The organism is Streptomyces sp. NPDC091281 (genome assembly GCF_044757425.1).
Lineage (GTDB): Bacteria > Actinomycetota > Actinomycetes > Streptomycetales > Streptomycetaceae > Streptomyces.
In genome coordinates, this window is record NZ_JBIVUY010000016.1 from 97,109 (window position 1) to 119,328 (window position 22,220).

At 75.9% G+C, this 22,220-nt stretch carries 7 protein-coding genes; 5 read left to right on the forward strand and 2 right to left on the reverse strand.

The window, feature by feature from the left end:
* Positions 1–26 precede the first annotated feature (26 nt).
* The 5 genes from ACIQPQ_RS33510 to ACIQPQ_RS33530 all read left to right on the forward strand — a co-directional run bounded on the left by ACIQPQ_RS33510 (position 27) and on the right by ACIQPQ_RS33530 (position 18,693).
* Positions 27–2,015 carry an AMP-dependent synthetase/ligase gene (locus ACIQPQ_RS33510; protein ID WP_401311566.1) on the forward strand — a complete coding sequence of 663 codons (1,989 nt, stop codon included), beginning with the start codon at positions 27–29 and terminating at the stop codon, positions 2,013–2,015.
* 181 nt (positions 2,016–2,196) lie between these two features.
* Positions 2,197–8,526, forward strand: a complete 6,330-nt coding sequence (locus ACIQPQ_RS33515) for an amino acid adenylation domain-containing protein (protein WP_401311569.1) — start codon at positions 2,197–2,199, stop codon at positions 8,524–8,526.
* 221 nt (positions 8,527–8,747) lie between these two features.
* A complete protein-coding gene (locus ACIQPQ_RS33520; RefSeq protein WP_401311572.1) occupies positions 8,748–16,073 on the forward strand; it encodes an amino acid adenylation domain-containing protein in 7,326 nt (2,441 codons plus the stop codon).
* Positions 16,070–17,392, forward strand: a complete 1,323-nt coding sequence (locus ACIQPQ_RS33525; RefSeq protein WP_401311574.1) for a cytochrome P450 — start codon at positions 16,070–16,072, stop codon at positions 17,390–17,392. The genes ACIQPQ_RS33520 and ACIQPQ_RS33525 overlap by 4 nt, the downstream gene beginning before the upstream one ends.
* A gap of 44 nt (positions 17,393–17,436) precedes the next feature.
* Positions 17,437–18,693, forward strand: coding sequence for an MFS transporter (locus tag ACIQPQ_RS33530; RefSeq protein ID WP_401311577.1), 1,257 nt, complete (start codon positions 17,437–17,439; stop codon positions 18,691–18,693).
* A gap of 153 nt (positions 18,694–18,846) precedes the next feature.
* Here ACIQPQ_RS33530 and ACIQPQ_RS33535 read toward each other — a convergent pair whose 3' ends face one another.
* Positions 18,847–21,762: an AAA family ATPase gene (locus ACIQPQ_RS33535; RefSeq protein WP_401311580.1), complete on the reverse strand. Its 2,916-nt coding sequence runs from the start codon at positions 21,760–21,762 to the stop codon at positions 18,847–18,849.
* Positions 21,763–21,913: 151 nt separating this feature from the next.
* A complete protein-coding gene (locus ACIQPQ_RS33540; RefSeq protein WP_401311584.1) occupies positions 21,914–22,129 on the reverse strand; it encodes a hypothetical protein in 216 nt (71 codons plus the stop codon).
* Positions 22,130–22,220 lie beyond the last annotated feature (91 nt).

The following is a 22,220-nucleotide window of genomic DNA, read 5'->3' on the forward strand; positions in this document are numbered from 1 at the left end:
GTCGCTGCACGCCCAGGGAGCCGCCCGTGTCCACGCCGTACCCGCCTGCCGCCTCCTCCGACGGCCGCGACCCGGACGCCCCGCCCGCCCTCGTGGTCCCCGAGACGCGGCGGCTGGACGGCGTGGTGCGCGAGGCGTCGGTCCCGGCGCTGGCCCGCCCGCCCGCCTACGGCTCCCTCGCGGACCTCCCGTACGAGAACGCGCTCGCCGCGCCCGAGGCGGTGGTCCTCGGCCGCAAGGACGCCGAGGGCCGCTGGACCGACGTGACCGCGTCCGCGTTCGCGGCCCAAGTGCAGTCCCTGGCCAAGGGGTTGATCCGGGAGGGCCTGGCGCCGGGCGACCGGGTCGCGGTCATGTCGCGGACCCGCTACGAGTGGACGCTGCTCGACTTCGCCGCCTGGGCCGCCGGACTCGTCACCGTCCCCGTCTACCCGACCTCGTCCGTCTTCCAGACCCGCTGGATCCTCCAGGACTCCGGCGCGGTCGCCCTCGTCACCGAGACCGCCGAACAGGCGGCGGCCCTCGGCCCGGAACGCGAGCGGCTGCCCGACCTGCGCCACCTCTGGGTCATCGACAAGGGACACCTGGACCGGCTCGCCGAGCCCGGCGGACAGCACGTGCCCGACGCGGAGGTCGAGGTCCGCCGGGGCATGCTCGTGCCCGGCACCCTCGCCACCCTCGTCTACACCTCCGGCACCACCGGCCGCCCCAAGGGCTGCGCGCTCAGCCACGCCAACTTCTTCGCCGAGGTCGACAACGCGATCGAACTCCTCTACCCCGTCTTCAAGTCACCGAGGTCCGCGAAGGCGGCCAAGGCGCGCCGGACGGGCGGCGCCGAGGGTCCCGACGGCGCCTCGGACGACCTCTCCGTCCTGCTCTTCCTGCCCATGTCCCACGTCTTCGGCCGGATGGTCGCCCTCGCCTGCGTCCGCGCCCGGGTCCGCCTCGGCCACGCGCCGAGCCTCCGCGCCGACGAACTCCTCCCGGATCTCGCCGCGTTCCGGCCGACCTGCCTGGTCGCCATCCCCTACATGCTGGAGAAGGTCTTCAACTCCGCCCGCGCCAAGGCGGAGGCGGGCAGACGCCTCGCCTCCTTCGACCGCGCCGTCACCACCGCCGTCCGCTACGGCGAGGCGGTCGAGGCGCAGAAGACCGGCACCGGCCCCGGCCCGGGGGCGGGCCTGCGCACCGCCCGCGCGCTCTACGACCCGCTGATCTACCGGCGTATCCGCAACGCGATGGGCGGCCGGGTCCGGCACTCCATCTGCGGCGGCTCCCCGCTCGGCCGCCGCCTGGCCGCGTTCTACGCGGGCGCGGGCATCGAGATCTACGAGGGCTACGGCCTGACCGAGACCACCGCCGCCACCACGCTCACGCCACCGCTCAAACCCCGTCTGGGCACTGTCGGCTGGCCCATGCCGGGCACCAAGGTCCGGATCGCCTCCGACGGCGAGATCCTCGTCGCCGGCGACCATGTGCTGCGCGGCTACTGGGACCCGGCCGCCGGGGGAGTGGTCCCCGCGACCCACGACGGCTGGCTCGCGACGGGCGACCTCGGCGCGCTCGACGACGAGGGGTATCTCACCATCACCGGCCGCAAGAAGGAGATGCTCATCACGGCGGGCGGCAAGAGCGTCGCCCCGGCCCCGCTGGAGAACTGGCTGCGGGCGCACCCCCTGATCTCCCAGGCGATGGTCGTCGGCGACGGCCGCCCCTACGTGTCCGTCCTGCTCACCCTCGACCCCGACGGCCTCACCCACTGGCGCCGCATGAACGGCAAGCACCCCGTCCCCGCGGAACTCCTCCTCGACGACGCCGAGTTGACGGCCGTCCTGCAACGCGCGGTCGACGAAGCCAACAAGCTCGTCTCCCGCCCCGAGTCGATCCGCCGCTTCACCGTCCTGCCGAGGGAACTCTCCGAGGCGGACGGCCACCTGACCCCGTCGATGAAACTCCGCCGCGAGCGGGTGATGCGGGACTTCGCGGCGGAGGTCGAGGGGCTGTACGGCGGCTGAGCCGACCGGCGGCCCGCGCGGTGGGGGCCCGGTGGCTGACCGGCGGCCAGCGCGGTCGCGCGCCCGGTGGCTGACCGTTGGCCCGCCCGGTGCGCGGTCTGCTTTCGGTGCTGCGTCTTCTTCCCTATGGGCCGCGCCCGCGCGGCGGCAGTCTGCTGCCAACGACGGCTTGGAGGACACCGTGACAGCAGGCCCGGCCCCGGAGGGGGCACCGAACGACGTCGATTCCCGCTCCGTATCCTTCGCGCAGCGCCGGCTGTGGTTCCTGGACCAGCTCGCCGGGTCCGCCGCCGGATCGGTGCTGCCCCTGGTGCTGCGGCTGCGCGGCCCGCTGGACGCGGACCGGCTGGAGCGCTCCCTCGCCGGGATCGTGGCCCGGCACGCGCTACTCCGCACCCGGTTCACCGCCGTCGACGGGGAACCCGCCCCCGTCGTCGACCCCGCCGCCGTCGCCGCCGACGGGCTGCTGGAGCGGACCGACGTGAGCGGACCGGACGACCTCTTCGCCCGGTACCTCGGTAGGCCCCTGGACCTGTCCGCGCAGCGGCCCGTCCGGGCCCTCCTCGGCCGGGTCACCGACGACGAGCACCTGCTGCTGGTGGAGGTCCACCACATCGCCGTCGACGGCTGGTCGTGGGGGGTGCTCCTCGACGAACTCGCCGCCGGATACCGGGGGGAGACGGTCGACGGGCCGCCCGCGCAGTACGCCGACCTGGCGCGGCGGCAGACCGAGCGGCTGTCCGGACCGCGCCTGGAACGCCTCCTCGGCCACTGGCGCGAGCGGCTCGCCGGACTCGCCCCGCTGGACCTGCCCACCGACCGGCCCCGGCCGAAGGTGTGGGACGGCTCCGGCGACGTCGTCCGCTTCGACGTCCCCGCCGACCTGGTCGGCGAGGTCGACGCCTTCGCCCGCACCCGCCGCGTCACCCGCTACATGCTCCTGCTCACCGTCTACCAGGCCCTCCTCGGCCACTGGGCGCGCCGCGACGACCTCGCCGTGTGCAGCACCCTCGCCGACCGCGCCCACCGCGACGCGGGCCGCCTGATCGGCCCCCTCGTCAACACCGTCGTCCTGCGCGCCGACCTGTCCGGGGGACCCGCCTTCACCCAGCTCCTCGACCGGGTCCGCGACCGCGTCCCGAGGGACCTGGCGCACGCCGACGCCCCCTTCGACCTGGTGGTCGGCGCCCTCGGCGGCACCCGCGACCTCTCCCGGCACCCCCTCGCGCAGGCGTCGTTCACCCTGCTCAACCAGCCCATCGCACCCGTCCGGATGACCGGCCTGGACGTGTCCCTGGTCGAACCGCCGCTGCGCGAGACGCCGTTGGACGTCTTCCTCGACCTGACGCTCCGCACGGACGGCAGCATCGCCGCCCTCCTCCAGTACGCCACCGCCCTCTTCGACACCGCCACCATGCGCGCCTTCGCCGACGCCTACGTCGCCCTCCTGCGCGCCGTCCTCGCCCGCCCCGACACCCCCGTACGGGAGGTGATCCGCGCCCTGCCGGTCCGGCCCGGCGCTGCGGAACTGCCGCGCCCCGAGTGGCAGTTCGCCGCCGACCGTCCCGACCTGCCGCCCGCGCCGGTCGCCTTCCGCGGCGAACCCGGCGCCACCGCCCTGCTCTGCGGGACCGAACGCGCCGACTACGCCGAACTGGACGCCCTGACCGGCGGCCTCGCCGCCGCGCTGCACCAGGCCGGGACCCGCCCCGGCAGCCCGGTCGGCGTCCTGCTGCGCCGCGGACTGTGGTCGGTCGCCGCCATCGAGGGCGTCTGGCGGGCGGGCGGCGTCTACGTCCCCCTCGACCCCGAACTCCCCGCCGAACGCCTGCGGTTCATGGCCGAGGAAGCCCGACTCGGCTGCGTCGTCACCGACCCGTCGACGGCCGCGCACGCCGACGGCCTCGCCCCCGTCACCGTCGACGTCACCACCGTGACGCCCGACCCCCGCGGCCCCCGCCACCGCCCGCACCCGAGGGAACTCGCGCACGTCATCTTCACCTCCGGCTCCACCGGCCGCCCCAAGGCCGTCGGCGTCGAACACGCCGCCCTCGCCTCCCATGTGGCCGCCGCCCGCGAACGGTTCGGCATCACCGCCGCCGACCGCGTCCTCGCCTTCGCCTCCTTCGCCTTCGACGCCTCCCTCGACCAGGTGCTGCCCGCCCTCGGCGCCGGAGCCACCGTCGTCCTGCGCCCCGACGAGCCGTGGCTGCCGACCCAGGTCCCGGAGATCGTCCGGCGCCACGCGCTCACCGTCGTCAACGTGCCGCCCACCTACTGGACCGAACTCACCCTCTCCCTCGACCGGCGCCTCGCCGCCGACCTGTCCTCGCTGCGCCTGCTCATCCTCGGCGGCGAGGCCGTCCCGCCCGACGTCCTCGCCACCTGGCGGGCCACCGTGCCCTGGACACGGGTCTGCAACGCCTACGGCCCCACCGAGACCACCGTCACCGCCACCACCCACGACGCCGACGACCGCGCCACCGACCAGGTGCCCATCGGCCGCCCCCTCGGCGACCGCCGCGTGTACGTCGTGGACGGCGACGACGAGCCGGTCCCCGTCGGCGTCGGCGGCGAACTCCTCATCGGCGGCACCGAGGTGGCCCGCGGCTACCTCGGCCGCCCCGCCCTCACCGCCGACCGCTTCCTGCCCGACCCCTACGGCCCGCCCGGCAGCCGCCTGTACCGCACCGGCGACCTCGTGCGCTGGAACCCGTCCGGCGAACTGGAGTTCCTCGGCCGCCGCGACGACCAGGTCAAGATCCGCGGCTTCCGCGTCGAACTCGGCGAGGTCGAAGCCGTCCTGCGGGCCTGCCCGCAGATCGCCGCCGCCGCGGTCCGCCCCGACCGGGCCACCGGCCGCACCCTCATCGGCTACGTCGTCGCCGCCCCCGAGGCCGCCGCCGCCCCCGACCGGGCCGCCCTGCGCGCCTGGTGCGCCCGCACCCTGCCGCACTACGCCGTCCCCTCCGAGATCGTCGTCCTCGACGCCCTCCCCGTCGGCGTCTCCGGCAAACTCGACCGCTCCGCCCTCCCCGACCCCGCCCACGCCCGCTCCGCCGCCGACCCCCGCCACACCGCGCCCCGCGACGAGACCGAACGCGTCGTCGCCGAGGTGTGGGCGGACGTCCTCGGCGTCGACCGGATCGGCATCGACGACAGCTTCTTCGACCTCGGCGGCCACTCCCTCCTCGCCACCATGGCCGTCTCCCGCATCGCCCAGCGCCTCGGCCGCGACATCCCCCTGCGCACCGTCTTCGAGAACTCCACCGTGCGCGGCTTCGCCCCCCGCGTCGCCGCCGCCCGCCCCGGCGACACGACCGAGGTCACCCCCGTCGACCGCAGCCGCCCGCTGCCGCTGTCCTTCGCCCAGGAACGCCTGTGGTTCCTCGACCGCACCTCCGACCGCGGCGACTCCTATCTGCTCCGCTACTGCTGGCGGGTGCGCGGCGGCCTCGACCGCACCGCCTGGCAGCACGCCCTGGACGACCTCGTCGCACGGCACGAGGTGCTGCGCACCGCCCTCCTGGAGTCCGCGGGCCGCCCCGTCCAGCAGGTCTGCGACCCGATGCCGGTGCCGCTGCGCTGGGAGCGGGCCGCCGACGCCCCCGACGAGGACACCCGCCTGGACGCCGTCCGGCGGCTCGCCGCCGCCCACGCCACCGCCCCCTTCGACCTCGACCGGCCGCCCCTGCTGCGCTCCGGCGTCTGGGAACTCGCCGACGACGACCACGTCGTCCTCCTCGCCCTCCACCACGCCGTCACCGACGGCTGGTCCAAGGGCGTCCTGCTCGACGAACTCGGCCACCACTACCGCGCCCGCCTCACCGGCACCGCCGCCGCCCTGCCGCCGCTGGCCGTGCAGTACGGCGACTTCGCCGCCTGGCAGCGCGACCGCGCCGACAACGGCCTGCTGGAGCGCGAACTCACCTACTGGGAGCGGACACTGGCGGACGCGCCGGTCCTGGAACTGCCCACCGACCGGCCCCGGCCCGCCCTGTTCAGCGGGCGCGGCGGCGCCGTCGACATCGACCTCCCCGCCCACCTCGTCGACCGGGTCGACGCCTTCGCCCGAGAGCGCGGCGCCACCCGCTTCATGGTGCTGCTCGCCGCCGCGCAGGCCGTGCTCGCCCGCTGGACGGGCCAGACCGACCTCTGCGTGGGCACACCCGTCGCGGGCCGCAACCGGGTCGAACTGGAGCCGCTGGTCGGCTTCTTCGTCAACACCGTCGTCCTGCGCGCCGACCTGTCCGGGCGGCCCGCCCTCGGCACCCTCGTGGACCGCACCCGCGAGGCCGTGCTCGGCGCGTTCGGCCATCAGGAGGTGCCGTTCGAGCAGGTCGTCGAGCGGCTGCGCCCCCAACGCGACCTGTCCCGCAACCCGTTGTTCCAAGTCATGGTCGACGTCCAGGACGCCTCCACCGGCGGCCCGGCCGTACCCGGCCTGGGCGGCACGGACTTCGCCCTGCCCTGGGGCTCGGCCAAGTTCGACCTGACCGCGACCTTCGTCGTCCGGCCCGGCCGGTTCGCCCTCACCGTCGAGTACGCCGCCGACCTCTTCGACCCGGAGACCGCCGAGCGGTTCGCCCGGCACACCGGACGGCTCCTGGCGGCCCTGCTCGACACACCGGACCGGCGCTGCGACGAGGTGCCGCTGCTCGCCCCCGACGAGGAGCGCCGCCTCATCGCCACCGCCGGGCGGGACGTGCCGCCCGCGCCCCGCTTCCGGGTCGCCGGACACCCCGACGCCCCGGCCGTCGTCTGCGAGGACACCACCCTCGACTACGCGGGCCTCGACACGCTCACCGGCCGTCTCGCCGCCGCCCTCACCCGCTCCGGTCCCGCCCGCGGCGACGCCGTCGGGGTCTGCGTCGGGCGCGGCGTGTGGTCGGTCGTCGCGATGCTCGCCGTCTGGCGGGCGGGCTGCGTGTACGTCCCGCTCGACCCCCGGCTCCCCGCGGACCGGCTGCGCCACATGCTCGCGGACGCCGCCGTACGGCACGTCGTCTGCGACCCGGCCACCCGCGACACGGTGACCGCGCTGGGCGCCGCCGCCGTGGACGTGAGCCACCTGACCGAGGCGGCCGACGCCGACAGCGGGCCCGGCGCGGCGGACACCGGCCGGGAGGCCCCGGACCCCGGCGACCTCGCCTACGTCATCTTCACCTCCGGCTCCACCGGACGCCCCAAGGCCGTGGGCGTCGAGCACCACGCCCTCGACGCCCATGTGGCCGCCGCCCGCGACCTGTTCGGGCTGACCGCCCGGGACCGGGTGCTCACCTTCGCCTCCACGTCCTTCGACGCCTCCCTGGAACAGATCCTGCCCGCCCTCTCCCGCGGCGCCGCCGTCGTCGTCCGCCCGGACGAGATCTGGGCGCCGGAGGAACTCGCCGACCGGGTCGCCCGGACGGGGGTGACCGTCATGGAACTCACCCCCTCCTACTGGGCGGAACTCGTCGCCCGCCTCGACACGTTGGCGCCCCGGCTCGCCTCGCTGCGGCTGCTGGTCACCGGCGGTGAGGCGCTGCCCGCCGACCCGCTGGCCCGCTGGTTCGCGCACCTGCCGGACGTCCCCGTCGTCAACACCTACGGCCCCACCGAGACCGTCATCTCCGCGACCGCGCACACCGTCGTCGCCGCACCGGAGGGGCGGGTGCCCATCGGCCGTCCGCTGGGCGGCAGGCGGGCCTACGTGGTCGACGCGCGGGGCCGCCTCGCACCCGACGGCGTACCCGGGGAACTCCTCGTCGGCGGGCCGGAGTCGGCGCGCGGTTACCTGGGGGGACCGGCGCTCACCGCGGAACGGTTCGTGCCCGACCCGTTCGGCGCGGAGGGCCGCCGCCTCTACCGCACGGGCGACGTCGTACGCCGACTGCCCTCCGGGGAGCTGGAGTTCCTCGGCCGCAACGACGACCAGGTCAAGATCCGCGGCTTCCGCGTCGAACCCGCCGAGGCCGAGGCCGTGCTGCGCGCGCACCCGGGCGTGCGGGGCGCCGCCGTCGTGGTCCGCCCGCTGCGCGGCGAGGCCACCCTCGTGGGCTACGTCGCGGGCAGCGGCCTGTCGGAGGAGGCGCTGGAGGCCCACTGCCGGGCCCGCCTGCCGCACTACCTCGTCCCGTCCGCCCTGGTCCTGCTGGACACGCTGCCGCTGACCGTCCAGGGCAAGCTGGACACGGCCGCGCTGCCCGAGCCGCCGACCCGCGCACCGCACGTCCACGTGGCGCCGCGCACCCCGGCCGAGACCGTCGTCGCGCAGATCTGGTGCGAGGTCCTGGACCTGCCGAAGGCCGGCGTCCACGACGACTTCTTCGCCCTCGGCGGCCACTCCCTGCGCGCCGTGTCGGTCGTCTCCCGCCTGCGCACCGCCTTCGACTGCCCCCTCCAGGTCCGCGACCTCTTCGAACACCCCACGGTCGAACGCCTCGCCGCCGAGGTCGAACGCCGCCTCCTCGAACTCATCTCGGACATGACCGACGACGAGATAGAACTCTCCCTCCTCCCCGACCTCTGACCCACCCCACCCAGGGGCGCGGGGAACCGCGCACAGCACGCAAGCCGACCCGCACAGGTCACCCCCTAAGGGGCGCGGGGAACCGCGCACGCCCACGGGGTCTCCGGCCACGAAACAACCCCGGGGGCGGCACCCCACCCCAGGGGCGCGAGGAACCGCGCACTGCACCCTTCCCACCCCGCACACCTCACCCACCCCGCTCCCAAGATCCGGAGTGCCCCATGACCACATCCGACCTCCGCCCCGCCCAGCCCGCCGCAGGCGCCCCCGCAGGCGGTCGCCTGTCCCCCGCAGCCCAGCGGCTGCTGGCACAGCGCCTCCGCGGCCTCGCCGGAACCCCCGCCGACGGCCCCGCACGGGTGCGGCCCCGCCCCGACCGCATCCCCCTGTCCGCCGCCCAGCAGCGCCTGTACTTCCTGGACCGCCTCGACCCGGGCGCCGCCACCTACCTGCTCCCGGCCGGCTGGCGCTTCACCGGCCCCCTGGACGTGCCCGCCCTGCGCGCCGCCGTCGCCGACCTCGTCGCCCGGCACGAGCAGCTGCGGGTGGTGTTCCCGGAGCACGAGGGCGTCCCGTACCAGCGGGTGCTGCCGCCCGACGCGGGTGTCCTGGACCTGGCCGAGGCGTCCGGACCGCCCGGCGAGCGACGGGAACGCCTGCTGGACGCGGCCGTGCACGCCGCCGCCGTACGCCCCTTCGACCTGGCCCGCGAACCGGGCTTCCGGGCCACGCTGGTCCGGGCCGCCGACGACGACCACGTCCTCGTCCTCGGCATGCACCACATCGTCTCCGACGGCTGGTCCCTGGATCTGCTGGTGCGGGACCTGGCGGAGCTGTACCGCGCCCGGACCGAGGGCGGCGACCCCCGGCTGCCCGCACTGCCCTTCGACTACGTCGACTACGCGATCTGGCAGCGCGACGCGGACGCCTCGGCGGCGCTCGACCACTGGCGTTCCCGGCTCGCGGGGCTCACCCCGCTGGAGCTGCCCACCGACCGCCCCCGCCCGGACACGCCGTCCGGTGACGGCGCCGCGCACACCGTCACCCTGCCGCCCGCGCTGACCGACGCCCTCGCCGCCCTGGGCCGCCGCGCCGGGACCACCGCGTACATGACGGTGCTGGCCGCCTTCCAGGCCGCGCTGGCCTTCCACAGCGGGCAGCGCGACATCGCCGTGGGCACGATCGTCGCGGGCCGCGACCGGGCCGAGACGGAGCAGCTCGTCGGCTTCTTCGTCAACACCCTCGTCCTGCGGGGCGACTTCAGCGACGACCCGACCCCGGCCGCGCTGCTCGCCCGGACCCGGGAGGCGGTCCTGGAGGCGTTCTCGCACCAGTCGGTGCCGTTCGAGCGGATCGTCGACGCGCTCAGCCCGGACCGTGACCTGGCCCGCAACCCGCTCGTCCAGGTCCTCTACACGCACACCGGGACCGGCGGCTCCGGCGGCGGCCTCCGCCTGGGCCCGGCCGCGGGGACGCTGTACCCGATCGCGCTGACGACCGCCAAGTTCGACCTGACCCTCGACCTGCGCGACGGCGGCGGCCGTACCGACCTGGTCTTCGTCTACCGTCCCGACCTGTTCGAGGAGGCGTCCGTCGCCGCCCTCGCCCGGCACACGGTGACGCTGCTGGAGGCGTTCTGCGCCGCGCCCGACACGCCGCTGGGCACCGTCGACCCGCTCACGCCCGCCGAACGCGCCCTGCTGCTCGGCCCGGACGGCCCGGCCCGCGCGGGCCGCGACCAGGGCGGCGCGCGCACCGCGCAGGCCCGCCTCGCCGACCACGTCCGCGCCACCCCGCACGCCATCGCCGTCCGCGGCTCGGGCCGCGAGCTGACGTACGCCCGCCTCGACGCCGAGGCCTCCGCGCTCGCCCGGCGGCTGCGCGCCGCCGGGGTCACCCGCGGTTCGCTCGTCGGTGTCTGCCTCGACCGCACCCCCGACCTGGCGGTGGCCCTGCTCGCCGTCTGGCGGGCCGGGGCCGCCTATCTGCCGCTCGACCCCACCCACCCGACGGCCCGGCGCGCGTTCACCGTCACCGACGCGGGCATCGACTGGATCGTCACGGACACCGCCACCCGGCCCGCCGTCGCCGACCTGCCGGCCCGCCTGATGGTCATGGACGCGGAGACGCGGACCGCCCCGGACCCGCGGGCCGGGACCGCCCCGGCCGCCGACCCCGGCGACGTCCTCGCCGCCCCCGGCGACCTCGCCTACGTCATCTACACCTCCGGCTCCACCGGCACCCCCAAGGGCGTCGAGATCACCCACGGCAACCTGGCCTGGCTGCTCGGCGCCGCCGACCGGCACTTCGACTTCGGCCCCGCCGACGTGTGGACGCTGATGCACTCGCCCGCCTTCGACTTCTCCGTGTGGGAGCTGTGGGCGCCGCTCACCAGCGGCGGCCGGGTCGTCGTCCTGACGGCCGAGGAGGTGCGCGACCCGGCCGCCGTGCACCGGGTGCTGCGCGAGGAACGCGTCACCGTCCTCAACCAGACCCCGGCCGCCTTCAAGGGCCTGCGCGCCCACATCGAGGACACCCCCGCCGAAGCCACCGGCACCGGCACCGGCGCGGGCTTCGGTGAACTGGCCCTGCGGACCGTCGTGTTCGGCGGCGACGCCTTCGACGTACGCGACTACCGCGACTGGTTCACCGGGCCGGGGCCGCGCCCCTCTCTGGTCAACATGTACGGCATCACCGAGACCACCGTCCACGTCACCGTCCGCACGATCACCGCGCAGGACGTCGACGGCGCGACCCGCTCACCCGTCGGCCACCCTCTGGACGGCCAGCACGGCTACGTCCTCGACCCGTGGGGCCGCCTCGTCCCGCCCGGCAGCGTCGGGGAGCTGTACGTCTCCGGCGGCGGCGTCGCCCGCGGCTACCGCAACCGGCCCGAGCTGACCGCCGAACGCTTCCTCGACGACCCCTTCGGCACCCCCGGCTCCCGCATGTACCGCACCGGCGACCTGGTCCGGGTGCTGCCCGACGGACAGCTCGGCTACGTCGGCCGCGCCGACCACCAGGTGAAGATCCGCGGCTACCGCATCGAGCCCGGCGAGATCGAGACCGCCCTGCGCGTCCTGCCCGGCGTCGCGGACGTCGCCGTGGTCGCCCGCCGCGACGGCGGCACGGCCCGCCTCGTCGCCCACGTCGTCACCCCCGAGGGCCGCCCCCTCGACCCGCCCGCCCTGCGCGAGGGCCTCCGGCTGACGCTGCCGGACCACATGGTCCCGGCGCTGTTCGTCCGCCACGAGCGGCTGCCCCTGACCGCCAACGGCAAGGTCGACCGCGCCGCCCTCACCTCCGTACGCCCCGACGTGTCCACCCGCGGCGCGCACGTGCCGCCGCGCGGGCCCGTCGAGGAGGCCCTGGCGGGCGTGTGGAGCCAGGTCCTCGGCGCCGAACACGTCAGCCGCACCGACAACTTCTTCGACCTGGGCGGCGACTCCATCCTGGCGCTGCGCCTGGTCGGCGTCGGCCGGCTCGCCGGACTCGGGTTCAGCGTCGCGGACGTCTTCCGCTCCCGCAGCCTCGCCGCGCTCGCCGACCTGGTCCACGACGCGGGCGACACCCCCGACCCGGTCGCCCCCTTCTCCCAGCTGGCGCCCGCCGACGCCGAGCGGCTGCCCGACGGGCTCGCCGACGCCTACCCGCTCACCATGCTCCAGGCGGGCATGCTCCACGAGATGCTGGCCGACCCCCGGCGCGGCGCCTACCACAACGTCACCGACCTCAAGATCAGCGTGCCCGAGGGCTTCGACCCCGACGCCTTCCAGGCCGCCGTGGACGCCACCGTCGCCGGACACCCCATCCTGCGCACCTCCGTCGACCTCGTCACGTACACCGAGCCCCTCCAGCTCGTCCACCGCGCCGTCCGGCTGCCCGTCGGCTACACCGACCTGCGCGGCCTGACCCGCGAGGAGCAGCGGACCCGGCTGCGCGCCTTCGTCGACGAGGAGTTCGGCCGCCGCTTCGACCTCGCCGCCGCCCCCCTGGTCCGTCTCCACCTCCACCACGTCACCGACCACGACCTGCGGCTCGTCCTCACCGACTGCCACGTCGTCCTCGACGGCTGGAGCCTGACCTCCCTCGTCGCCGACCTGCTGGCCCTGCACCGCGAGGCCGTCGCCCACCGCACCGCCCCGCGCCCCCCGGCCGCCCCCGCCTTCGCCGAGTACGTCGCCCTGGAACGCGCCGCCCTCGGCAGCGAGGAGGCGCTGCGGTACTGGCGCGACCGGCTGGCCGACCTGCGCCCCGTCACCCTGCGCCGCAGGCCGCCCGCCGCGGCCTCGGCCGCCGCCCGCCCGGTCGTGCACGAGGCCCGCCGCTCCTACGCCCACCTCGCCGAACGCATCGGCGCCCTCGCCAAGGAGGCCGGCGTCCCGCGCCGTACGGTGCTGATGACGGCCTTCCACCACACCATGAGCCTCTTCGCCGACCGCGGCGACGACGTCCTCGGCCACAGCGTCGGACTCGTCACCAACGGCCGCCCCGAACTGCCCGGCGCCGACCGGATGCGCGGACTGTTCCTCAACACCGTGCCGTTCGGTGTGGCCCGCCCGCGCGGCAGCTGGCTCGCCTATCTGCGGGACGTGTTCGCCGCCGAGCAGGAGATGATGCCGCACCGCCGGGTGCCGCTCGTCCGGATCGCCGGACTCCGGCCCACCGAACCCCGCCTGACCGACACGGTCTTCAACTACGTCAACTTCCACCGGCTGTCGCACGACTCCTGGGACGACTCCCTGGAGATCGCCCGCACCATGTTCCCGCTGCTGGTCAACGCGAGCGTCAACGCCTTCACGCTGGACGCCGACCCCGAGTACGTCGAGCCCGCCACCGCCGAACAGCTCGCCGACGTGTACGTCACCCAGCTGGAGGCCATGACCGCCGCCCCGCACGCCCGGATCACCCGCCCCGCCCTCACCGGCCGGGCCCGCGCCACCGCGCTGGACGTGTGGGCCCGCGGCCCCGAGATCCCCTCCTCCCCCCTGCTGCTCCACCAGCACCTCGCCGAGCACGCCCGCCGCACCCCGCACGCCGTCGCCGTCGAACACCGCGGGCACACCCTGACGTACGCCGAACTCGACGAGCAGGCCGAGCAGTTGGCGTGGCGGCTGCGGCGGCTCGGGGTGGGACCGGAGACCGTCGTCGGGATCTGCGCGGAGCGCGGCCCCGACCTGGTGCGCGCCGCGTTCGGCGTGCTGCGCTCCGGCGGCGCCTTCGTCCCCCTCGACCCCCAACACCCCACCGACCGCCTCGCGTTCATGGCGCGGGACAGCCGGATGCGGGTCCTCCTGACCCAGCGCGCCCTCTCCGGGACGGTGCCCTTCGACGGACCCGTGATCCACCTGGACGAACCCGCCGAGCCAGTCGGCCCCGTGACCGGCCCCGAGCCCGACGCGGACACCCTCGCCTACGTCATCTACACCTCCGGCTCCACCGGCACCCCCAAGGGCGTCGCCGTCCCGCACCGCGGGCTGTCCAACATGATCGAGGGCCAGCGCGACCTGATCCGGCCCACCGCGGCCGACCGGGTCCTCCAGTTCGCGTCCTTCGGCTTCGACGCCTCGATCCTGGAGCTGACCTGGTCCCTCGCCAACGGCGGACGGCTCGTCACCGCGCCGAAGGAGGACCTGCGCCCCGGCCCCGACCTGGCCCGCACCCTGAAGGACGCCGGGATCACCGGCGCGATGCTGCCGCCCAGCGCCCTCGCCGTCCTCGGCGACGACGCCTTCCCGGAGCTGCGCGTCCTCCAGGTCGCGGGCGAGTCCTGCCCGGCCGAACTCGCCGACGTCTGGTCGCGGGGCCGCCGCTTCCACAACGTGTACGGCCTCACCGAGACCACCGTGTGGTCGCTCGCCGCCGAACTCGCCCCCGGCCAGGGCCATCCGCCCATCGGCACCCCCATGCGCAACACCCGCGTCCACGTCCTGGACGACGACCTCCAGCCCGTCCCCGCCGGGGTCCCCGGCGAGATCTACCTCGGCGGCCGGGCCGTCGGCCGCGGCTACCTCGGCCGCCCCGCCCTCACCGCCGCCACCTACGTCCCCGACCCCTACGGCGCCCCCGGCGAACGGCTCTGCCGCACCGGCGACCTCGGCACCCACCGCCCCGACGGCAGCGTGGAGTGGCTGGGCCGCCGCGACGCGCAGGTCAAGCTGCGCGGCTTCCGCATCGAACTCGGCGAGATCGAGCACGCGCTGCGCCGGCTGCCCCGGGTCCGGCAGGCCGTCGTCCTGCACCGCACCGACCTGCCCGGCGGCGAACCCGCCCTGGTCGCCTACCTCGTCGTCGACGGGCCGGACCGCACCGACCCCGAGACGCTGCGCGGCGCGCTCCGCTCGTCGCTGCCCGCCTACATGGTGCCCGCCCGGTTCGTCGTCCTCGACGCCCTGCCCGTCAACCGCAGCGGCAAGATCGACAAGCGGGCGCTGCCCCTGCCGCCGACCGAGGCGCAGGACAGCGCGGTCGCGTACACCGCCCCGGCGACCCCGGCGGAGAAGCTCCTCGCCGAGATCTGGCGGGAGGTGCTGGGGCTCTCCCGGATCGGCGTCCACGACGACTTCTTCCGCATCGGCGGCAGCTCCCTGTCCACCGTCCGGGTCTCCCTCATGGCCACCGGCCGGGGTCTGCCGGTCTCCGTCGGCGACCTCATCGAGTACCCGACCGTCGCCCGGCTCGCCGCGCACGCCGCCCGTACCGCCGACGGGGGCGTCCCCGCCGTCGTCACCTCCGAGGTCCGGCTGCGGGAGGGCGCGGGCGACCCCCTGTGGTGCGTGCACCCGACCGGTGGCAGCGCCGCCTGGTTCGTGCCGCTGGCCCGCGCCCTGCCGCCCGGCCGCCCCGTGCACGCCTTCCAGGCCCGCGGCCTGCTCGGCGGCGTCGACCCCGGCACGGTCACCGGCATCGCCGCCAACTACGTCGCCGAACTGACCGAACGCGACGGCGGCGGCCCGCACGCCCTGCTCGGCTGGTCCATGGGCGCCAACATCGCCCTGGAGATGGCCACCCAGCTGCACCGGGCGGGCCACACCGTCGCTCCGCTCGTGCTGATCGAGCCGTACCTGCCCAACACCGCCGCCCGCGAACGCCTCCTGGGCGTCACCCGCGACCTGCGGCAGGCGCTGCGGCTGCGCGACCGGGTCCGCGAGCTGCCCGCCTCCCCGCAGCGCGAGCGGGCCACCGCCGAACTCACCGCCGTCCTCCTCGGCGCCGGGATGAGCCCCGCCGAGGCGGCGCTGGTCGAGGACGCGCCGATCGAGGTCTGGCACTCCCTGCTCGCCGCCCTCGCCGGCTACGAGGTCCGCCCCTACCCCGGCCCGGTGCACCTCGTCGTCGGCAGCGAGGCGGCCGGACTGCCGCGCGGCCGCACGATGCCCGGCCTGGACGTCGACTACGACACCTACGTCGCGCGCTGGCGGTCGGTGGCCGGCGGCGGGCTCACCCTGCACGTCAGCGACGGCGACCACATGTCGATGATGGCCGAGCCGCGCGTGGCCCGGATCGCCGACCTGCTCGTCACGATCGAGGAAGAGGCCACCCGATGACCCCGACCGCCGCCCCCGCCACCGCCCCGGCCCCCGCCGCCGCACGCTGCCCGGTCACCGCCGCCGCACCCGGCCCGGTCCCGGCCGCTGCCCCGGCCCCCGCGCCCGCCTTCGCCGAGCGCTACCTGCTCTCCCCGGACATGGTCGCCGACCCCTACGCCCACCTCGACGCGCTGCGCGCCCACGCGCCGGTGCACTGGAGCCCCCTGCACCACAGCTGGCTGGTCACCGGCTACGACCAGGTGATGCGCTGCCTGCGCGACCCGGGGATCTCCGCCGACCGGGTCCGGCCGCTGATGGACGCCGTACCGCAGGGCGCGAGCGAGGACGCCGAACGCGCCTTCGGCATCCTGTCGCGGTGGATGGTCTTCAACGACCCGCCCCAGCACCGCAGACTCCGCCAGGTCTTCCAGGAGTCCTTCGCCGCCCGCGCCGTCGCCCGCTACCGGACCTTCACCGAGAAGGCGACCCGCGCCGTCCTCAGCCGCGGCGCCGTCCCCGGCCGCACCGGCGACCTCATGGCCGACGTCGCCAAACCGCTGCCCGCGCTGGTGTTCGCCCGCTGGCTCGGCGTCCCCCGCACCGACGCGGCCTCCTTCTGGTACTGGAACGCCCGCGTCGCCGACCTCGTCCTCGGCACCGCGCAGGAGGAGAGCGAGTACCGCGCCTCCCTCCAGGCCCTCGTCAGCCTGGAGGACTACCTCGGCGCCCTCGTCGCCCGGCGGCGCGCCGAACCCGGCGACGACCTGATCAGCCAGGTGCTGCGGGAGGGCCGGGTCGGGGACTCCGTCACCGAGGAGGAGTTCGTCGGGATGCTCACCCAGATGGCGTTCGCGGGCGGCGAGACCACCAGCAACCTCATCGCCAACACCGTCCTCGCCCTGCACACCCGGCCCGACCAGCTCGCCGCCGTCCGCGCCGAACCGGACCTGGCCCAGGGGGCGGTGGAGGAGACGCTGCGGCTCGACGGGCCGTCCAAGATGTCGGTGCGCACCGCCGCCCGCGACGTCGACCTCGACGGCCGCACCCTGCGCGCCGGGGACCGGGTCTTCCTCGTCACCGCCGCCGCCAACCGCGACCCGGCCCGCTTCCCCGACCCCGGCCGGTTCGACGTGCGCCGCACCGGCGCCACCCACCTCGGCTTCGGCTTCGGCGCCCACTTCTGCATCGGCGCCGCGCTGGCCCGGCTGGTCGCGGTCGCCGCCGTACGCACCCTCGTCACCGACCGGCCCGCACTGACCCTCGCCGACCCCGGCCGCGTCGCGTGGCAGCCCTCCCTGCTCAACCGCAGCCTCACCGCGCTGCCCGTCCGCTACTGACGGGGCCGTCCCGCGCCACCCCTCCGCGCAACGAAAGGCACACGATGGCCACCACCCTCGACGGCCCCCGGCCACGGCTGTGGACGCCCGCCCGGCACCGGCCCTTCCGCCTCCTGTGGCTGGGGCAGTCGCTGTCCCTCCTCGGTGACGGCTTCAGCGTCGTCGCGTTCTCCTGGATCACCCTCGGCCTGACCGGCTCCACCCTCACCCTCGGCTACGTCCTCGCCTTCCAGGCCGTCCCCCGCGCGCTGCTCACCCTGGTGGGTGGCTCGCTCGGCGACACCTGGTCCACCCGCACCCTCATGGTCGCCTCCAGCTGGACCCGGGCCGCGCTGATGGCGGGGGTCGGCGTCACCGGGCTCACCGGGCACCTGACGGTGTGGATGCTGTGCGTCGCCGCCGCCGCGTTCGGCGCCGTCGACGCCTTCTTCCAGCCCGCCCGGGTGTCGATCCTGCCCTCCGTCGTCGACAAGGACCTCCTCGCCCCCGCCAACGCCCTGCTCGGCGCGGGCGCCCGGACCGCCGCCGTGCTCGGCCCCGCCGTCGGCGGCCTCGTCATCGCCCTCACCGAGGCGCCCGTCGCCTTCCTCGTCGACGCGGTCTGCTTCGCGCTCTGCGGCTGGTTCGTCTCCCGCATCCCGGCCCGCCCCCGCACCGCCCCGGCGTCCACGCCCCCGGCCGGGAGGAAACCCGACCAGCCGTCCCTGGGCGCCCGCATCCGCGAGGGCGTCACCTACACCCTCCGCGACCCCCGCCTGCGGACCGTCGTCGTCCTCGACACCGCCGTCAACTTCTGTTACGCCGGTCCCTTCACGGTCGGCTTCGCCTCCCTCGCCGACGAGGTGCTGCGCGGCGGCTCCGCCACCCTGGGCGTCCTCAACGGCGCGCTCGCGGGCGGCGCCGTCCTCGGCACCCTGGCGGGCGGCGCCCTCGGCGGGCGGCCCCGCGTCGGCCTGCTGGTGGCCGCCCTCGCGGGCTGGCTCGGCGTCGGCATGGCCGTCCTCGGCCTGGTCGACCAGACCGCCGCCGTGGTCGTCACCGTCCTCACCATGGGCTTCGGGATCGGCTTCCAGGGCGTGTTCGGCCTCAGCTGGATCCAGCGCAACATCCCCCAGGACGTCCTCACCCGCGTCGTCTCCGTCGACATGGTCCTCGGCTACGCCGTGGCCCCCCTGTCCCTCATCCTCTGCGGCGCCCTCGCGGGCGTCGGCGCCTTCGCGCTCTTCGGCACCGTGGCCGCCGTCCTCGCCCTCACCTCCCTGGCGGTCCTCGGCTCCCGCCAGGTCCGCGCGATGCGGTGACAGGGCCGGGCGGGGAGACACCGGGTGGCCGGACGTGCCCGCGGGGGCGCGGCCGGCCACCCGGCCGGGCCCGCGTGGCTCCGGCCGGAGGAGGGCGGGGCACCGGCCGTCGTCCGTGCCGGTCGGGGGCGATCCCCGGTGGGGCCGACGCCGTCAGGTGGAGCGCAGGGCCGCCGAACGGGCGCACAGGTCCGCGCGGTTGGTGGCGCCGGTCTTGGTGATGAGGCTCGCTATGTGCTTCTCCGCCGTGCGGGGGGAGATGAACAGGCGGTCGGCGATGTCCTTGTTGCCGAGCCGTTCCGCGAGCAGCCGGAACACCTCGAACTCCCGCACCGTCACCCCCTGGGCGCGCAGCTCCTCGGGGATGCCGGTGGTCCCGGAGCGGTGCTGGTGCACCGGGGCGCCGAGCCGCCGCAGCGCCGACCGGCAGGCCCCGGTGACGGCGGTGACGTCCCGCTCGTGGAAGTAGTGCTCGGCCCGCCGCAGCCAGCCCACCGGATCGCCCCAGCCGTCCCGGTGCGCCGCGTCCGCGACGAGCCGCAGCCCCAGGTGCTGCGCCAGCGGATACGGCTCCGACACGGCCAGCGCCGCCTCGGCCGCGGCGGTGGCCCGCGCCGGGGCTCCCTCCCGGCCGAGCAGGACGGCGTCGGCGAGCAGCACGAACTGCCGGTTCCAGCGCATCCGGGCCACGGCGGTGGCGCCGATCTCCTCGTGCCGGACCCGGTCCGCGTCCCCGGCCAGCACGTCCAGCAGGAGCACCAGACCGTGGGTGCCGCTGAGGTGGTAGGTGGACGGGTTGTCCGCCTCCAGGGCCAGCAGGGTGCCGAGTTCGGCGCGCGCCAGCCCGGCGTCCTCCTCCAGCAGCGCGCAGAAGGTCCGCGCCAGGCCGAGGCACAGGGGCTCCTCCTGGGACCCGGCGCCGTCCCACTCGGTGAACGCGGCGAGCGTCGCCTCCATCGCCGTACGGTCCGCCCGGTGCGCGGCGAGGACGGCCTGCGCCATCAGGACGTAGCGCACCGCCGGGGCCAGCCGCAGGCGGCGGACCACGGAGAGGCACTCGGCGGCGGCCGTGCGGGCGGTGTCGTGGTCGCCGCGCAGCACCGCGTCGAGGACGAGGATGCCGTCCACGGTGTGCATGATGTGCACCGAGCCGAGCCGCAGCGCCTCCTCGCGGGCCGCGAGCAGCGGGGCGGTGTCGCCCTCGTCGAGCCAGGCGTTGCCCGCCATACGGGTCCCGGCGTACATGCGTTGCAGGGGCAGCCGGTGGCGTTCGGCCGTGGTGAGGGCCTGTTCGAGCATCCCCCGCGACTCCTGCGGGTCCCGCTCGCGGGCCACGGTCGCGAGGAGTTCCCGGGCCTGGCAGGCGACGACGGGCAGCGCGTGCCGTTCGGCGGTGTCGGCGGCCGAGCGGGCCAGCTTCTCGGCGTGCTGGGTGCGGTCGGCGCCCGGCGTGTCCAGGGCGAGGTAGGCGGCCGTCACGTCGATGGCGGCCTGGGCCGCCTCGTCCGGGGCGGCCGACAGGATCTCGCGGGCGCGGACGATCTGCCGGTTGCCGTCGCTCCACCGCCCGGCGGTGTGGGCGACCTTGGCCAGCCGGGTGTGCAGTGTCGCCAGGCGGACCGGGCTCAGCCCCGCGCCGCCGAGCGCGTGCAGGTCGTCGACGAGGTCGAAGGCGCGGGCGAAGTCCCCGGCCTCCGCGAGGGCGGGCAGCAGGTTCTCCAGGACCTGGGCGCGGGTCTGGGGGTCGTCCGCGTCGGCGAGCAGGGACTCGGCCTGGCTGAGCATGGTCACGGCGGAGCCCAGCGCGCCCGCGACCAGGGCCCGCCCGCCCGCGTCCGCGAAGAGGCGGCCCGCCTCCAGCCGGTCCCCGGCCGCGCTGCGCAGCCCGGCCGCGAGCGCGCACCAGTCGCCGCCCAGGCCGGGGTGGAGTTCCTCGACCGCCGTGGCGGCCCGCCGGGCGAGATCGGCCCGCCTGCCGGGCGTCATCTGGGTGAACAGCGCCTCCACGGTGAGGGAGTGCCGGAAGGAGTACCAGTCGGGCGCGGGCTCGTCCGGCACCACCAGGCGGGCCGCCACCCCGGCGTGCAGATGGGAGAGCAGGGCCCGGTCGTCGACGCCCGTCATGCGCTGGAGCACGGTGAGCGGGAAGCGGCGGCCGAGGACGGCGGCGGCCGACAGCAGGGTCAGGCTCTCGGTGCCCAGCCGGTCGACGCGGCGCAGGATGCCGCGGGCCAGCGTTGAGGAAACGTCACGCCGCAGATCGCCGACCGCGCGCCAGCCCTCCGCCCCCTGCACCAGGGTGCCCGCACCGATCATCGACTGGAGCAGTTCCTCGACGAGGTAGGGGCTGCCCGCGCTGTCCTCCCAGAGCCGGTCCAGGACCGGCGCGGGCACCTCCTCGGGGCCGTCCGCGCCGAGCTGCGCGCAGATCATCTCCCGCACCTGGGGCCGGGACAGGGGGTGCAGGTCCATCAGGGTCGCCGCCCCGCGGCGGCGGGCCGACTGGGCGAGGTCCAGGGCGTCGCTGAAGTCGGTGCGCACGGTCGCCAGCAGCAGCACCGGCGTGTACGCCAGGTTGTCCACCAGGTATTCGAGAACGCCCAAGGTCTCGGGGTCGGCGTCGTGCAGGTCCTCCAGCAGCAGGAGCATGCCCCGGCCGCGTCCGGCGGCGATGAGCAGCCGCAGCACCGCCTCGCCCAGGATGACCATGGAGCTGCTTTCGCGTTCCCCGGTGTCCCACTCGGGGATCAGCCGCCCCAGCACCGGGCGGTAGGGGCCGAGGACCAGGTCGTCCATCGGTTCGCCGCCCCGGAACAGCGACATCAGCGCCTCGGTCAGCGGGCGGAACGGCACGGCGGGCCCGGTGGTGGAGGAGCGGCCCCGCAGGACCGGCATACCGCCCCGGAGCGCACCGCCCACGGCCTCCGCCGCGAGCCGTGACTTGCCGACCCCGGCCTCGCCGACCAGGAAGACGACACCGCCGCTGCCCCGCCTCGCGTCGGCCATGGCACGTTCGAGAAGGGCGAGTTGGGGGTCCCGCCCGACCAGGGATGGCGCTTGGGAACGCATGGACGCAGATCCTAGTGCGCCGACCCGCCCCGGCGGCAGGCCTCCCCGCGTGACCGGGGGCCCGGTGCCGGGGGGACGGAACAGGCGCGGACCCGCTCGGTGCGGGTCCGCGCCTGTTCCGCCGTACGGTCGGCCGGGTGTCGGGCCGGTGTCAGCTGGGCGCCGAGACCGAGGTGTCCAGGGTGGACAGCGTGATCACGATGCCGCTGGTGAGGACCATGCCGGCCAGGACCCGGGCGCGGGCGCAGGCCCCGTTGCGGCCCCGGAGGGTGATCCCGCCCGCCGCGTCCTGCGCGCCGGTGCCGGCCTCGGTGACGTCGGAGGGCTCGGTGACGGCGGCGGTGGCGGCGGTGAGGTTCTGGTCCATGACGGTGGTCCCCTTCTGGTGTCCGTGAGGCGGTCGTCCGCGTCACGAGGCGGAAGTGAAGTGCCGTGCGCGTGGAGCGGAAGAGCAGGAG

Bases quoted from the DNA above. Each gene is read 5' to 3' on its own strand.
- ACIQPQ_RS33520 (WP_401311572.1), top strand. From the start codon at position 8,748: ATGACCACATCCGACCTCCGCCCCGCCCAGCCCGCCGCAGGCGCCCCC.
- ACIQPQ_RS33525 (WP_401311574.1), top strand. From the start codon at position 16,070: ATGACCCCGACCGCCGCCCCCGCCACCGCCCCGGCCCCCGCCGCCGCA.
- ACIQPQ_RS33530 (WP_401311577.1), top strand. From the start codon at position 17,437: ATGGCCACCACCCTCGACGGCCCCCGGCCACGGCTGTGGACGCCCGCC.
- ACIQPQ_RS33535 (WP_401311580.1), bottom strand. From the start codon at position 21,762: ATGCGTTCCCAAGCGCCATCCCTGGTCGGGCGGGACCCCCAACTCGCC.
- ACIQPQ_RS33540 (WP_401311584.1), bottom strand. From the start codon at position 22,129: ATGGACCAGAACCTCACCGCCGCCACCGCCGCCGTCACCGAGCCCTCC.